14 protein-coding genes and 1 tRNA gene are annotated in these 16,239 nt (G+C 41.5%); 13 read left to right on the top strand and 2 right to left on the bottom strand.

Annotation, left to right across the window (positions count from 1 at the left end):
* Positions 1 to 2 precede the first annotated feature (2 nt).
* The gene (locus P2W82_RS02805) at positions 3 to 1,925 is read left to right on the top strand and encodes a DUF3857 domain-containing protein (protein ID WP_336514314.1); all 1,923 of its coding nucleotides are present in this window, start codon (positions 3 to 5) and stop codon (positions 1,923 to 1,925) included.
* A gap of 229 nt (positions 1,926 to 2,154) precedes the next feature.
* Here P2W82_RS02805 and P2W82_RS02800 read toward each other — a convergent pair whose 3' ends face one another.
* A complete protein-coding gene (locus P2W82_RS02800) occupies positions 2,155 to 3,003 on the bottom strand; it encodes a DUF6089 family protein (protein ID WP_336514313.1) in 849 nt (282 codons plus the stop codon).
* Between the two features lie 313 nt (positions 3,004 to 3,316).
* Between P2W82_RS02800 and aqpZ the strand changes: the two genes are divergently transcribed.
* Positions 3,317 to 4,018, top strand: a complete 702-nt coding sequence (aqpZ, locus tag P2W82_RS02795; protein WP_336514312.1) for an aquaporin Z — start codon at positions 3,317 to 3,319, stop codon at positions 4,016 to 4,018.
* Between the two features lie 469 nt (positions 4,019 to 4,487).
* On the top strand, positions 4,488 to 5,801 hold the full coding sequence (locus P2W82_RS02790) for a hypothetical protein (RefSeq protein ID WP_336514311.1): 1,314 nt from the start codon (positions 4,488 to 4,490) through the stop codon (positions 5,799 to 5,801).
* Between the two features lie 204 nt (positions 5,802 to 6,005).
* Here the strand turns inward: P2W82_RS02790 and P2W82_RS02785 are convergent.
* A tRNA-Pro gene (locus P2W82_RS02785) sits at positions 6,006 to 6,079 on the bottom strand.
* 148 nt (positions 6,080 to 6,227) lie between these two features.
* On the opposite strand from P2W82_RS02785, the gene P2W82_RS02780 reads away from it, so the two are divergent.
* The 10 genes from P2W82_RS02780 to P2W82_RS02735 all read left to right on the top strand — a co-directional run bounded on the left by P2W82_RS02780 (position 6,228) and on the right by P2W82_RS02735 (position 16,236).
* Positions 6,228 to 7,487, top strand: coding sequence for a dihydroorotase (locus tag P2W82_RS02780; RefSeq protein WP_336514310.1), 1,260 nt, complete (start codon positions 6,228 to 6,230; stop codon positions 7,485 to 7,487).
* Positions 7,488 to 7,505: 18 nt separating this feature from the next.
* The gene (locus tag P2W82_RS02775; RefSeq protein ID WP_336514309.1) at positions 7,506 to 8,021 is read left to right on the top strand and encodes a DUF4199 domain-containing protein; all 516 of its coding nucleotides are present in this window, start codon (positions 7,506 to 7,508) and stop codon (positions 8,019 to 8,021) included.
* 9 nt (positions 8,022 to 8,030) lie between these two features.
* The gene (locus tag P2W82_RS02770) at positions 8,031 to 8,978 is read left to right on the top strand and encodes a glycosyltransferase family 2 protein (protein ID WP_336514308.1); all 948 of its coding nucleotides are present in this window, start codon (positions 8,031 to 8,033) and stop codon (positions 8,976 to 8,978) included.
* A gap of 62 nt (positions 8,979 to 9,040) precedes the next feature.
* Entirely contained in the window at positions 9,041 to 10,189 is a 1,149-nt protein-coding gene (locus P2W82_RS02765; RefSeq protein ID WP_336514307.1) for a glycosyltransferase, read from the top strand.
* Positions 10,173 to 11,195, top strand: a complete 1,023-nt coding sequence (locus P2W82_RS02760; protein ID WP_336514306.1) for a GHMP family kinase ATP-binding protein — start codon at positions 10,173 to 10,175, stop codon at positions 11,193 to 11,195. The genes P2W82_RS02765 and P2W82_RS02760 overlap by 17 nt, the downstream gene beginning before the upstream one ends.
* Positions 11,196 to 11,224: 29 nt before the next feature.
* On the top strand, positions 11,225 to 11,800 hold the full coding sequence (locus tag P2W82_RS02755) for a D-sedoheptulose-7-phosphate isomerase (protein ID WP_336514305.1): 576 nt from the start codon (positions 11,225 to 11,227) through the stop codon (positions 11,798 to 11,800).
* Between the two features lie 7 nt (positions 11,801 to 11,807).
* Complete coding sequence (locus P2W82_RS02750) at positions 11,808 to 12,509, top strand: nucleotidyltransferase family protein (protein ID WP_336514304.1); 702 nt, start codon at positions 11,808 to 11,810, stop codon at positions 12,507 to 12,509.
* Positions 12,510 to 12,520: 11 nt separating this feature from the next.
* Positions 12,521 to 13,102 (top strand): D-glycero-alpha-D-manno-heptose-1,7-bisphosphate 7-phosphatase, encoded by a 582-nt coding sequence (locus P2W82_RS02745; protein WP_336514303.1) that lies wholly within the window; start codon positions 12,521 to 12,523, stop codon positions 13,100 to 13,102.
* 20 nt (positions 13,103 to 13,122) lie between these two features.
* Positions 13,123 to 14,085 carry a hypothetical protein gene (locus tag P2W82_RS02740; RefSeq protein WP_336514302.1) on the top strand — a complete coding sequence of 321 codons (963 nt, stop codon included), beginning with the start codon at positions 13,123 to 13,125 and terminating at the stop codon, positions 14,083 to 14,085.
* 486 nt (positions 14,086 to 14,571) lie between these two features.
* Positions 14,572 to 16,236, top strand: coding sequence for a T9SS type A sorting domain-containing protein (locus P2W82_RS02735; RefSeq protein WP_336514301.1), 1,665 nt, complete (start codon positions 14,572 to 14,574; stop codon positions 16,234 to 16,236).
* The last annotated feature ends 3 nt before the right edge of the window (positions 16,237 to 16,239 follow it).

Below are 16,239 nucleotides of genomic sequence, written 5' to 3'. Positions count from 1 at the left end.
CTATGAAAACTTTCAAGACATTATTCGTTGCTCTTGTCACATTGGCTTCCTGGTCCGGTCTAAGCGCCCAGGTCGGTCAGGCAAAAGTGAACCTGTTTGATGCAAGCACCATTCCTGATGATTTGAAAAAGGATGCATATAAAGTAAAGAGAGATGAAAAGGTTGAAATAGAATTATCTCAACCTGACAAAGGATCAATTAAGACCTACAGTATCATTACCATTCTGGATTCAAAAGGTGCCGATGAACTGATCTTTCATGAGTATGCTGATAAATTCAGAATTCTTGAGGATGTGGATATCAGGTTTTTTGATGCCAATGGAAAACTTATTTCCAGACACAGCAAAAAAGATATGATTACAAGCTCGGCTGGTTCCGGACTTGTTGAAGATGGAAAAGGCTATTATCTCCGTCTGAATACAACAAACTATCCGGTGACTGTTGAAGCAACCACTGTCTATACTATCAGGACGTCGTTGCAGCTACCTTCATATTACCCACAGTTGCCTTACCAGGCCGTTGAAAACTCACAGTTCATCATAAAGTATGCGACTTCTTTGGGTGTAAAATACAAAACGTATAATGGCACAATGAAGGCGGAGGAATCATCAACAGATCCGAAATACCTGACCTACCGGTTTAATGTCAGAAATATTCCGGCAAAAAAATACGAAGAGAACTCAGGTCCGTGGACTCAGTATTTTCCGCATGTAAGGTTTAATTCCTCACGTTTTACTTTTGATGGGTTTCCCGGCGATTTATCCAGCTGGAAAGAACTAGGGAACTGGTACAACAGACTGGCATCTTCTGTAAATAAATTATCAGAAAAAAATCAACAGGAAATTCAACAGATGGTAAAGCACCTGCCATCAGATATCGAGAAGGCCCGCTTTCTTTATAACTACCTGCAAAGAAATTTCAGGTATGTAAGCATACAGTTGGGTATCGGCGGTTTTCGCCCCTTCCCTGCTGATTTTGTACATGATAAGAAGTATGGTGATTGTAAAGGCCTGAGTAATTACCTGGAGGCGTGTTTATCGGCTGTGAAAATAAAAAGTTATTCTGCCTGGATAAACGCTGGCGCTGACCGGCCCGCCGTTGATCCGGAGTTCCCATTCGACCAGTTCAATCATCAGATCCTTTGTGTATTGATTGGGAAAGATTCCATCTGGCTTGAATGCACAAGTAATTATAATGATTTCGGACATCTTGGAAATTTTACGGAAAATAGAAATGCTTTGCTCATGACAGAAAATGGAGGTGTATTGGTGAAAACACCAAGAAGCAAACCGGTGGAGAATATGTCCACAATGATTACGAAGGTAAAGTTTGCTGAAGATGGTTCCGGTGATGTTCATGCAACACAATATTCTACCGGTGAATACAAATACGCACAAATAAATATTTCGAAGGAAAGTGCAGAGGTACAGAAAAATGTTATGATCAACAGGATGGGATTTTCCAACCCCGATGAATACGAAATAAAATACCTGGATCAGGATAAGCCCGCAACAAAAACAGAGTACAGCCTTACACTCGAGAAAATACCGGACTTCATTGCCGGATCAAAGATGTTTATTCGTCCGAGGATGTACAAATTCTGGGGAGTAAAAATGCCTGCTGTTGAAAAAAGAAATAACGACTACCTGTTTGATTTTCCCCTCAGTAAAAAAGACACAACCATGTTTGTAATTCCTGAAGGATATGAACTTGATGTACTTCCTGCACCCAAAAACCTCACATTCGAATATGGTAAGTACGAATCAAGTTACTGGTACGATTCTGCCAACAGAACAGTTTATAGTAGTGCAAGCCTGGTTCTGAATCAATACAGGATTCCGGCATTGAGGTACAACGATACGAAGACTTTCATGGATAAAATCCTTGAAGATGAAAACCAGAAACTAATTATCAAAAAGCTATAGATCAAAAAAAAATTAAAACCCGATTCCCGATTTTTCATTTTTGGCATAGTCTTGGTTATATACTTAGCATCTTTCTCAAGGGTTTAGGGTTGAAACTAAAGGGGGCTCATTTCCATGAGCCCTTTTGCTTTTGTATACTTTCTGTTTTCACAACAAATTGATTATAAATAAAAAAGATGGCTCCGATATATCGGGACCATCTTTGCAATGCATTCAAACACGTAATGGATTAAAAAACGGGGCGCGGACAACCGGTGCCGGAACCTCTTCCTCCAAACATATCACCACCCAATCTGAAAGTTGCGGTAACGCCGGAGAAATAGTACCAGTCTTTTGCGGGTTTGCCTCGCGTAGTTCCTTCTGCCGGATATACTGGATTTCCATTTTTAACTTCGCCACCCCGGTAAGCAAGTTCAACAGCCTTGTTCCCTTTTGCTGCCCGGAGTATATCTTCATCAACGTAATTGAGACTCAGATCATCAAGATAATCAGTAAATGTTTTTCTCAAACCAATCTCCCACCCGATATTGATGTTTTCCGTAACCCGGAACTTGATGCCTGCTCCAAACGGAATCACAAACTGGTTCAGGCTATAAGGTTTCCTGTCAGGGTACTGGCTCAATCCCTGACCTTCGGTACTTAATGGTTTTAGATAATACTTCATCCCCAAACTATCATTAGTATATGGATTATGATGAAAGAAACCAATACCTGCTGTTACATATGGGTTGATCCGGGCTTCTTCAATATTTAAAAAGTGATACTGCCCCATAACAGACAGTTCCACGATATTATTAGAAAAATCGAGATTTCTTGCCAGAAGGTAGGGATCAGAATTGTCCTTATCCGTTGCCGATAGCCTCGTGAAAGAAAACAATCCTCTTACGGAAATATGATTCGTAATAGCGTAACTCATACCCAACCCGACAGCTGGTTTTGAGCCATGGAACGTGTATCGCTGTTCCTTTATATCACCCTGGTAATTTGAAAGGCCTCCGAAAAGTTCAACACTAAGGCGTTGTGCTTTGGATCCAACTGCAATACAACAGATTGCAACAAAAACGATTAGTTTTTTCACGCGATCATTTTTTTGAGAACGGATTAAGGTACTAACTAAGTATAAACTGAATTGTTAAGATATCAGAAGGCGGCATTCAGGCAACAAAAATCCTGCCTTTGAATAGAGGATTAAGCACTTATTTATGCACCGGGTGTGCATTACTGTGGTTCGGTGCAAATATAGACACAGGTCCTCAGATTTGCAACCGTAACTGATCAGTTGTTTAACAGTGAAATGCAGAAGTCTCCGTTGTGATTCCATTAACAATCTTCCAAATGGGATATATTTAGATGAGTTCCGGTTTCTTCAACCTTTCAAAAAACCATTTAATATGAAAAAGTATGGTGCTGAATTTCTCGGTACGTTCTGGCTTGTATTTGGCGGATGCGGAAGTGCACTGTTTTCTGCAGCAATTCCTCCGATGGGAATCGGCTATATCGGTGTATCGTTTGCATTCGGGCTGACGGTATTGACGATGGCTTATGCCGTTGGTCCGATTTCAGGAGGGCATTTCAACCCTGCAGTAACTCTCGGCGTATTTGCCGGCGGAAGAATTTCCTCGAAAGAAGTATTACCCTACATTGTTTCCCAGCTCCTGGGAGCTGTCGCCGCTGCTGCACTTTTATATGTGATCGTTACAGGAAATGTAGAGCCATATGTTTTTGATAATACTAAGCCTGGGGCATTTGCGGCGAATGGCTACGGTGATCTTTCCCCACATGGGTATAATCTGAAAGCTGCATTTCTTGCAGAGTTCATTCTGACCATGTTTTTTATTCTCATTATTCTGGGAACTACGGATGCAAGGGCTAATGGAAAATTTGCAGGTTTAGCTATCGGCCTTGCTCTCGTATTGATTCACCTGATTTCAATTCCAATAACAAATACTTCGGTTAACCCTGCCCGTTCTACATCACAGGCGATCTTTGCGGGAGGCGGATTTTTGTCGCAGCTTTGGTTGTTCTGGGTGGCGCCCATCGCCGGAGGTATTGTTGGGGGATTGATTTATAAGGGATTTTTTTCTAAAGAATGATCACAGTAAATCTTATAATAGAAAGCCTTCCCGATGAAGGCTTTTTTTAATAGACTCTGAACACCAGGAGGTATTTAGGCAAATGCTGTTTGTTGCATAAATCCTCGTGGATATTGAATTACACTGGAATTTTTGATGTCAGGTCCTGCATAGATGAAAAAGTCAAAGCGTCAAAACCATTGCATCTGGTGTGCGTCCACATCAGGTTTATGCTTTGAATCCTTGTTATACATTTCTGCAAATCACACCACTTCATCGAACCACGATGAACGAAAAACGTCGTCTGCCCCTTACTCCGGCCCCCATTTAGGTGTATATAATAATTGGTATTTTTTAGGAGTCAGACTGGTAATTGATTTGAACTGCGTTTGCTATATTCCTTGACTAATTTTCTGAAAATCAAAGAAATAAAATCGAGTATCCAGGCGTTTTCTGCCTTTTCCTGTCAGCTACTTAATTGAACACCACCATGAGAAACGTACTCTTATCATTTTGCCTTCTCGTTACATGTTTTGCATGCTCCAAACAAACATCACCAGAGGAGCCAATTGTTCCTCCGCTGGCAAAACCTGAATTAAATCGTAGTGAAATCAATTTCACCGGCATAAAAGGTTCTGTTGATTCAATTTTGATTTCTTCAGCTGGCAAATGGGAAGCAGATCAGCGATCTATTCCCGAATGGATCAAACTCTCCGACAACAATGGTGAGGGAAATAGTAAAATTTATCTTACAGTTATTTCAAATAACGCCGCCGGGATCAATAGGCTGGCATATGTGATATTCAGATTGATTGCAGACACCTCAAAAAAGGTTTCACTTCGAATTCATCAGGAGGCACGCGAATGGAAAAGTCGCACTTCACAATTTCCTGGAAATTTGCGCGAAAATCCATTTGTTTTTGAAGTGGGGAATATGATTTTTCTGGGTTTAGGAAAAGGAAACTTTTCTCCGGAAACCACCTACCAGAAAGACTTCTTCTTGTATAACCCTTATAACAACAGCTGGGCGACTGCCGGAATTTTTCCAGGGCCATCCAGAGGTGAAGGTCTCTCTTTTTCAATCGATGATAAGGCTTATATTTTTAAAGGCAAAACCTTCATCTGTACTGAGCTTAATAATCCGATGGCATGTAAGACAACTTTCTTTCATGACCTTTGGGAATTCACCTGGCAAAACCTTGGCTGGAGAAAAATCGGTGAATTTCCAGAGATAAACGTTGACCAATACTCTCAGGTTCATAAGATCAATGGAAAAATCTACTTAGTAAATCAGACACAGATCATCGAATTCAATCCTTCAACTTATCAATTCACCACGATTAACCTGAGAAACAACATGTCCAACTGGCTTGGTACAGGTTTCGCAATTGATGATAAAATTTTTGTTATTGCCGCTACAAATCCTTCATTCCCAACACCGGATTTTACGAGCAATGTGTATTGTTACGACCTGTCCGAAAATACCTGGACGCAGAAAAATCCATTTCCGGGAAAAGGCCGCAGATATGCCATAGGCTTTACGCTGGAAGGAACAGGATATATCGGATTTGGAGTGGGAAATCATTATTCGCCGGGAAATGTATCCGAGATAGTCGGCGAATATTTAAATGACGTCTGGCAATACAATGCAGACAATGATAGTTGGAAAAGCATTTATACCCACGAAAAGACTTTTTTATATCGGCCCGTTTTTACAACACTATCAGGGGATCGCCTATTTTATGGAGGCATAGCTCAGCCACTATCATCATCAAATGATTGGAATACCTATTGGTATTATTGAGGATTCAGGATGCGGCTTAAAACGACAACTGATTTTGAAAGTCAGATCTGTTTGTTCTACTAAAATCATTCAGAAAATCGCTAAGGGATGACTGTGAGCGACCTTTTAAACGGGACTCGTCCTGTCTGCACGATGCTTTTGCGGTAAAACTTGTCAAAATCGAAAAAAGAAAACCCGCCATCGCTTTCGCTCTGGCGGGCTTTGTCGGGAAGACAAGATTCGAACTTGCGACCCCTTGCACCCCATACAAGTGCGCTACCGGGCTGCGCCACTTCCCGAACTAAAATTCTGAGGGATGGCGAAGTTACAATTTTCTCCAGAAAATTCACCCGATTGACGGATTAATCCAGCTCAGGCGAAGGACTCAATCCATTTTTTCAACAGTCATTTAGGCAACAAGGATTATCTTCGCGCAATTTATTTTCCATGTCGATTCTCATCCGGAAAGCAATAATTGTAGATCCAGACTCTCCTTTTCATCGCTCTGCAAAGGATATTTTTATTCAGGACGGTATTATCCGCAAAATCGCGGATGAGATAACTGATCCCGCAGACCAGCTAATTGAACAGGAATTTCTCCATTTATCTCCCGGGTGGGTTGATATTTTCACCCATTGCTGCGATCCGGGTTATGAGTACCGGGAGACCCTTGAAACCGGTGCAAGAGCGGCGGCTAAGGGTGGGTTTACGCACATATTTGTTGTTCCCAACACCAGGCCGGTAGTTCACGACAAAAGCATGGTGACCTATATCGCTGAAAAGCAGGTATCCGTACCGGTCAGCCTCCATCCATTGGGTGCAATCACGCGCGACGCCCAGGGCAAGGAACTCGCTGAAATGTATGACATGTACGCTGGTGGGGCAATTGCCTTCTCTGATGGCTGGAACCCGATTCAGTCGGCAGGCCTGATGATCAAAGCACTTCAGTACATTAAAACTTTTGATGGGATCATTCTTCAGATTCCTGATGATAAATCGATAGCTCCACAAGGACTGATGAACGAGGGTGTTATATCAACAAGACTGGGTCTTCCTGGGAAACCAGCAATGGCTGAAGAACTGATGGTAGCAAGAGATATTAAACTGGCGCGCTATACAGGTTCTCGTCTGCACTTCACCGGAGTTACAACAGCTAAATCGCTGGAATATATTCGCCGGGCAAAAGCTTCAGGTATAGATATTACCTGCTCCGTAACACCGCAGCACATGTATTTCACCGATACCGATTTGCAGGGATATGATACCAATCTCAAAACAGAATTACCCATCCGCGGTAAAGAAGATGCGGAAGCATTGAAAAATGCCGTACTGGATGGCACAGTTGACTGCATCAGCTCTCACCACCATCCCCTGGCCTGGGACCAGAAAGTTTGTGAGTTTGAATATGCAAAACCGGGCATGACAGGTCTTCAAACATTGTTTGGAGCTGCCGGCGCATTGGAAATTCCTACTGAGACTATCATTCGTAATATAAGTCTTAACCCACGAAAAATATTCAGACTTCCAGCAGCATCCATTGTTGAGGGAGAAATCGCCGACATTACACTTTTCCAGCCCGAAACCCGGTACAGTATTGAACAAAAAGACTTAGTTTCCAAATCCATCAACACACCTTTTCTTGGGAAAACATTGACCGGAAAGGTTTTGGGGATCATTCATAAAAACAAGATCTTGCTTCAATTCTAAACGAACAAACTCTACGTCATGGAAAAAAAACCTGTCACACATTTTATTGCCGGGATTATCATCGCTGCTGTGATGATTGTTTATTCACTCGTGCTAATGTTAATGGACCTATCAACAAATCAGGCCGCTGGTTTTGTCAGCTATGTTATTCTGCTGGCAGGAGTCATCTATTTTGTTCTCCAGTATGCGAAAGCAATGGATAATACGCTGACCTTTGGTAATTTGTTTTCATACGGATTTAAATCTACTGCCATTGCTACGCTCATTCTGTTGGCGTTCCAGGTAATTTTTTTCGTTGCTTTCCCGGAGTACAAAGATAAAATCACCGAAATGAGCCGCGAGAATATGATCAAACAGGGTCAGCTATCGGAAGAGCAGATTGACCAGGCAATGGCGATGATGCAAAGATTTTTCTGGGTGGGTTTGATCGGTGGTACTGTATTTTTCTGTTTGATTATAGGAGCAATCGCTTCATTGATCGGAGCGGGGCTGGCGAAAAAAAATCCCCAGACTCCTTTCCAGAATCCTCTCTAAACCGTTTGAATGGAAATCAGCGTAGTTATCCCTTTGAAGAATGAAGAAGAATCACTGCCCGAGTTATGCGAATGGATAGTTCGCGTGATGAGGGAGAATGGATTTACCTATGAAATTATTATGGTTGATGACGGAAGTACAGACCTCTCATGGCAGGTTATTGAATCACTTACTTCAGCTAATGAAAATATCAAAGGGATAAAGTTCCAGCGCAACTACGGAAAAAGTGCAGCTTTGAATGAAGCTTTTAAAGCGGCGCAAGGAAATGTGGTTATTACGATGGACGCAGACCTGCAGGATAGTCCGGACGAAATTCCTTCTCTCTATAAAATGATCGTTGAAGATGGTTTTGACCTCGTAAGCGGATGGAAGAAAAAACGATACGATAATGTAATTACAAAAAATCTCCCGTCGAAATTCTACAATTCAATTACACGGCGGATGTCAGGAATTGTACTCCATGATTTCAACTGCGGCCTCAAGTCCTATCGTAAAAAGGTAGTGAAGAGTATTGAAGTATATGGGGAGATGCATCGTTATATCCCAGTGCTTGCCAAATGGGCTGGTTTCAGAAAAATCGGTGAAAAGGTAGTTGAGCACCGACCCAGAAAATATGGTGTAACTAAATTCGGCTGGGAACGTTTCATAAACGGTTTTCTTGATCTGACCTCAATTATGTTTATGGGGCGATTCGGAAAAAGACCCATGCAGTTTTTCGGATTGTGGGGCACCATTGCTTTTCTGATAAGTTTTATCTTCATTCTGTACCTGGTCATTTCAAAAATCCTGTACCCTCAATATGCTTTGACCAATAAGCCGGCATTTTATCTGACTATGGCAGGCATGATTTTAGGCACTCAATTGTTTCTTGCCGGATTTTTGGGTGAAATGATTTCAAGGAATTCGGCTGATCGTAACAGTTACCTGGTAGAACAGCGCCGCGGTTTTACCAAATAATTAATATTCCGCCACAATATATTTGTCTGGCAATTTCGTTCTGGCACCTGATCAGCCTTTTCATGCAGCAACAAAAAAAAATTGTGATTATAGGGCCCGCCTATCCCCTTCGTGGGGGATTGGCCAGCTATGACGAACGTCTGGCACGCGAGTTTACTGCTCACGGCTACGAATCAACGATATATACCTTTTCGTTACAGTATCCGGGTTTTTTATTTCCAGGGACGTCTCAATATTCCAGTGAGCCACCTCCACCTGATCTGACTATAAAGGTAGTGATCAATTCCATTAACCCGGTTAACTGGATTATGACAGGGAATGAGTTAAAGGCGTTTAAACCGGATATTATAGTGGTTCGTTATTGGTTGCCATTTATGGGCCCATGCCTGGGCACTATTCTTCGACAGGTAAGAGGCAACAGGTTTACACGGATTATTTGTATTGCCGACAATATCAACCCGCATGAAAAAAGGCCGGGTGATAAAATTTTCACCAGGTATTTCGTTAAACCGGTCGATGCATTTATTACAATGAGCAAGAAAGTAATGAATGATCTTCTGAAAGTAACAAGGTCACAACCGGCTGAATTCGTGCCGCACCCGCTGTATGATAATTTCGGTGAAGCAGTTTCAAAATCAATAGCGAGAAAAGCCCTGGATTTACCCAATGATGGTTCGCGAATAATTTTGTTTTTTGGTTTTATCCGTGCATATAAAGGTCTTGATCTTCTGCTGAAAGCAATGGCTGAGCCAGGTATAATCAACGCAGGAATCAAACTCCTCATAGCCGGCGAGTTTTATGACGATCGAAAAATCTACCTGGATCTGATAAAAGAATTAGGAATATCTGACGAGGTGATATTACGAACTGACTTTATACCGGATAGCCAGGTTCGTTTTTATCTCTGCGCAGCAGACCTGGTGGTGCAACCATATAAAAATGCAACGCAAAGCGGTGTTACTCCCCTCGCCTATCATTTTGAGAAGCCGATGGTCGTCACTAATACCGGCGCATTACCGGATATGGTACCACATGAAAAAGTAGGACTTGTTGCAGAGCCCGATGCAGAGTCAATTGCGAAGCAGATACTTCGATTCTATGAATTAGGCGAAGACTTTTTTTTACCTCATCTTCGCGAGGAAAAGAAAAAATATGCCTGGAGCCAAATGGTAAAGGCAATCGAAGATCTGGCCTATGGTATTCAGAAGTAAAGCTCCCTTAAGGATCGGACTTGCAGGCGGCGGAACTGATGTGAGTCCTTACTGTGATTTATACGGAGGCGCAATTCTCAACGCATCCATTTCTCTTTTTGCAACCGCACATATTGAAACGCTTAATGAACCGGTAGTTATTTTCGAAGCCGCTGATAGAAATGAAAGCGAAACTTATCCCAAAAAGGATTCATTACCATTGACCGGCAAACTTGATTTGCTCAAAGGTGTTTACAACAGGATTCAGAAAGATTATGGCATATCGCAAACGGGTTTCAGACTCACTACGCATGTTGATGCCCCCGCTGGTTCAGGTCTTGGCACTTCTTCAACGCTTGTGGTTGCAATTATCGGTGCATTTGTGGAAATGCTGAAACTTCCCCTGGGTGAATATGATATCGCCCATTATGCATATGATATTGAACGAAGAGACCTGCAACTTGCAGGTGGAAGGCAGGACCAATATGCTGCAACTTTTGGCGGAGTAAACTTTATGGAGTTTTATGCCGATGACAAGGTGATTGTAAATCCCCTTCGGATAAAGAGTCAGTACCTGCAGGAACTGGAAAACAATCTCCTTCTTTACTATACCGATAGCAGCCGCGAATCTGCAATGATTATAAAAGAGCAGCAACTGAATGTGGAAAAGAAGGACAGTCAGTCCGTAGATGCAATGCATATGCTCAAAGAACAGAGCCGCAGAATGAAGGAAGCCTTACTAACCGGAAAGCTGGAGCAGATCGGCGAAATTCTTGATTTCGGATTCAGACAGAAACGCATGATGGCTAAAAATATTTCCAACTCCCGCATTGAAAATATATACAGCGCTGCAATAAATGCTGGCGCTACCGGTGGAAAAATATCGGGAGCAGGCGGTGGCGGCTTCATGATATTTTATTGCCCCGGCACCAAACGCTATACTGTAATGGATGCACTTCGTACTTTTGGTGGCGAAATAAAACCTTATACGTTTAGTAAAAGCGGCCTGGCAACATGGTCGGTGTGATTCTTCGGTGTCTTGTTAATTTCTAATGTATGACAGATAAAATCAAATCACTGATTAAATCGTCTATTGAAGTAAAACAACAACTGTTGACAGACGATGTCATTCTTAAAAATATAGAATACGTAGTTGAAAAAACGATCAAATCATTAAGAAATGGGAATCGCCTTTGGTTTTGTGGTAACGGCGGCAGTGCTTCCGATGCACAACATCTTGCTGCGGAATTCACGGGAAGGTTTTATCTGAACCGCATTGCGCTGCCCGCAGAAGCATTGCATTGCAACACATCATATCTTACTGCTGTTGCTAATGACTATAGTTATGATGTGGTTTATTCGAGATTGGTAGAGGGCGTTTGTAATCCGGGTGATATCCTATTCGGACTTTCAACATCCGGAAATTCCGGAAATATCATAAAAGCATTTGAAGTTGCCAGGACAAAAAATATCATGACTGTTGGTTTTACCGGGGCCACCGGTGGCAAAATGGTTTCTGTTTCAGATGTATTATTTAATATGCCTTCAAAGGATACGCCAAGGATCCAGGAATCACATATCCTGATTGGCCATATCATTTGTCAACTTTGCGAGGAGCTTTATTTTTCATAACTAACCAATGAGGACAGACGAAGTTGTAATACTTGCCGGAGGACTTGGAACAAGACTAAGCAAAACAGTTCCGGGAGTACAAAAATGTATGGCGCCAGTGAATGGCCTTCCCTTTCTTTACTTCCTGATAAAATACCTAAACCAATACAATACCAAACGTTTCATATTATCATTAGGACATCTGCATGAAAATATACAAGGATTTGTGGACTCCCATTTCTCCGGGCTTGATGTGGTGTATTCAATTGAAACGTTTCCGCTAGGTACAGGAGGCGCAATCAAGAAAGCTTTGGGCAAATCGGAGTCAGAATCGGTGATCGTGATTAATGGTGATACATTTTTTAATGTTGATCTCCACAGGCTGAAAACAAAATTCAGATTGGCACATTGCGATTGCATGATCGCGCTGAAACCGATGAAAGATTTTGATCGATATGGAACTGTTGAAACAAGTAACGGGAAAATAATCGCATTCAAAGAAAAACAAAGATATGCTGAAGGTCTGATCAACGGAGGGATTTATATCATGAAGAATGATCTTCTGGCATCAGACAACTTCCCTGAAGTTTTCTCTTTCGAAAAAGACTACCTGGAAAAACAAATCGATACGGATAAAATTTATGGTGAAGTGTTCGATGAATATTTTATAGACATCGGTATTCCTGAAGATTATTATCGGGCACAGGAAGAGCTCAGGCAATTTATATAATTTCTGATCGGATGGGACAAGACAATTTTATACTGCCGAAAATCAACAAAGAATGGTCACTTTTTCTTGATCGTGACGGCGTAATCAATATTGAGAAAGAAGATGATTATGTACGCAACAGTTCTGAATTCCGGTTTTGCTTCAATGCACCAAAAGCAATTGGTCAATTGACCGCGATGTTTGGAAGAATTTTTATTGTTACAAACCAACGTGGAGTAAGTAAGGGTTTAATGACAGAAAATGATCTGATTGAAATCCACCAGGGCATGCTGAAAGAAATTCAAATGGAAGGTGGTTCAATCGACAGGATTTACTATTGTATTGATTTGGAATCCACCAGCCCCAATAGAAAACCCAATCCGGGCATGGGTTTGCAGGCAGTCGCCGATTTCCCTGCAGTCGATTTTAACAAATCGATTATGGTGGGTAATGCAATGAGTGATATGGAATTCGGCAAGAATCTTCACATGCTAACCATTTTCATCCCCTCGGGAAAACCAATGTTGGCGCTGCCAAACAGCCTGATTGATGCAGTGTTTCCTGATCTGTTTTCACTTGCTAAAGCTTTGCAAAAAAAGAAAGATGCACAATAATTTTAGTGCAACTTTGTTGTATGATGCATATGCTGCGTAAACCTTTCTATGTCATAATATTGTCTGCAGTTTTTACGATTGGCACCCTATCATTTTCCTGTGCGCAAACCGGCACTGCTTTTCGTACAGAAATGCGCAACAGGGAAGATTCACTAAAAGTTCTCGCCACAAAAATTGTTCAGGAACGTGAAGCCGGTGACCGGTTTATTGCAGATAGTGCATTCACAAGGATGCTTGTACGCGCACTGAAAGTCCCCTATTCCTTTTCTTATCCTTTCGACTCAGTAGTATCAATCTCTAAGATGTATGCACCGGACAGTACATTCAGAATATTTACCTGGCAGGTATCAAAGGACGAAGCTGTTCATCGCAGGCATGGCGCCATTCAGATGAAGACAAATGATGGCAGGTTAGTATTATATCCTTTGATAGATCGCACCGCAATGATTGAAAATGTAGTTGATACGATTACTAATCATGAATGGTGGGTTGGTTCAATTTATTATCGCATCGTGCTCAAAGAATTCCAGGGAAAAAAATATTACACGCTTCTGGGTTACGACGAACATACCATCAGAAGTACTAAAAAAAGAATTGAAGTACTCACGTTCAACGGAGAAAATAAACCAGTATTTGGAGGAAAATATTTCAGTTTCGCGCAGGATACTGCCAGAAAACCAACACAATCCAGGTTCTGGATCGAATACAAAAAACAATCAAATGCAAGATTGCAATTTGATGATGAGATGGATATGATCATTTTCGACCACCTCATTCCGGAAAATAATGAAGAAGGTAAATTATACACCTACATACCTGATGGTGATTATGAGGGATTCCGCTGGCAGAATGGACAATGGGTTCATATCGAAAAAGTCTTTACACAGAAATTAAAAGATGGTGAAGCACCTGTTGGAGCTCCCGTATCAGAAGACAAACTGGGGAAGAAAGTAACTCCTGCTAAAAAGCCTGCAAAGCAATAACAATTTCGGATCGTTACAATTGAACCTTAAAGTTTTCAAAAAAGGAACGGGTCAGTACTGGTTGGACTGACCCGCTGTGATTTTCCCTCGTTTCTAATTAAAGTTAAGCTTGGTTAGCTACGGCTGATAGAGGCATTGTAAAAATACCATCTCCGGATTTTCAGCAATACGTGAAAAACACCCTATTTCATATATATGTTGAGTTAATGTATTTTCCTGATTTCTGAAATACCTGTGATTTTATCTCACTCATTCATCGACGGAAAAAGTACGCTTATCGAAATCCTGACAACATTCTGTAATCTTTAATAGATTGATTGTGATCGGACTGTAAAAATCCCGTTGACGAATTTCGAACTTCTTCGATTTAGCATCGTTGTATTCCCCATTACGGCAATGTAGATTTGCGTCGTACCAGACGTAAGAATACGATCGCAAAGATGGTAATGTTTCGGTCTGGCAGCTTTACCTCTAAAATTTTCAGAAATGTTCAATTTGTACCCTAACAGACCCGCAGTAAAGATTTTATCTACTATTGTCGCCATTTTCTTTGTTTTCACTTCAATGGCACAATGCCCGTCCGGATCAGTAAGTCCAACACATAATACCACTTATGGATCAGGTATTAAAGTGTGTTTATCCGGTACATTCAACGGAACTATCACTATAAATAACGGTGCAGAACTTATCATTAACAACGGTGCAACATTCACCGGTCGCGTATATGCAAATTCAGGATCGCTGATCACAGTTAATGCCGGCGGCACATTTACACCTGGCAACTTAGCCAATTTTGCCGGAAAGATCGTTAACGCCGGTACAGCTGTTTTTGGAAGCGCTTCCGGTGCAGCCAATGGAGCTATTTTTGAAAATAGTGGTGTGATGTCTTTCAATAATGGTTTCAACTATTATGGTACAGGCACCCAGATAAAGAACCTGGAAAATGCAACGATGTACTACAATTACAATTTCCAGTTTCCATCGGGTGGCGTCTTCTCTAATAATGGAACACTGTATACAAAAAACTTCACTGTGTCTTCCGGCGCACAATTTCTGAACCGTGGGAAGGCTTATATCATCGGTAACCTTTCACTTGATGGCAAACTGGTTAATGATTACCTGATTGTTGTAAAAGGTAATACCAGTAAACAGGCGTCCGACTCACTGATCAATTATAGTATGATGGTGTTCGACGGAAACGCCAATTTCAACGGTGGTGTTCGCAATGAAGGGTTGCTTTGGTTTACTTCAGGTAATACCCGCTTTCACAATGGATCTCTGATACAAAACAATCCAAATGCACTGACTCGTGTAAACAGCCATGTGTTCTATAATAATGCGGCAGTAAGCGGTGTTGGTGGATTTTATAGCGCAATTACACCTGTACATAGTGACGGAAGCTTCAAGGGTAGCAGTGGGACCAATACTTTGATGACAAATTTCCCTGCTTCATCAATCACTAATAATTCATGGAGTCCTTCTTCAAATACAAATCTCAACGGAGTTTCATCGGCAAGCTTCCCTTTGTTTGATACTTTAAATTATATAGGTAGTTGGGCAAATCCGGCTTCTCCCTATGCACAGCCTTCAATGCTTCCCATTGTAATGAGCGATTTCAGTGCATCTCCGCAAGCATCAGCTGTACTTGTGAACTGGAATACACTTTCCGAAGTAAACGGGCAGTATATGGTTCTTCAACATAGTACGAATGGCAGTAAGTTCAATGACCTGTATACAGTTCAGTCAAACGGTTCAAATACGTCAAACAAATACCAGTACAAACATCTTACTCCTTCAGCAGGAACAAACTACTATCGTATCATGATGGTTTCAATGGACAACGGAATTAAGTACACCGGAGTTGTCGCTGTAAAATTCGCGACTGCCTTAAACAAAAGCGACGCTAAAGTGTATCCGAACCCATTCACTACGCAACTCCAGGTGAAATACACCGTTAGTTCGCGTAATATTGTGTCGATAAGATTGATCAGTTCCGAAGGTAAAATTGTAATGAACAAGTTGGTTGCGAATGAAACTACAGGTAATCATACAGTGTCGTTAAATCCTCCCGCAGGTTTAAAACCAGGTATTTATTTCATGGAGATCAATACCGGAGAAGGCATTGTTCAGCAGAAAATAGTGAAGCAATAAGGA

The organism is Pollutibacter soli (assembly GCA_029269725.1).
In the GTDB taxonomy this organism is placed as follows: Bacteria; Bacteroidota; Bacteroidia; order Chitinophagales; family Chitinophagaceae; genus Pollutibacter; species Pollutibacter soli.
This window is presented reverse-complemented; position numbering and strand designations above follow the sequence as displayed.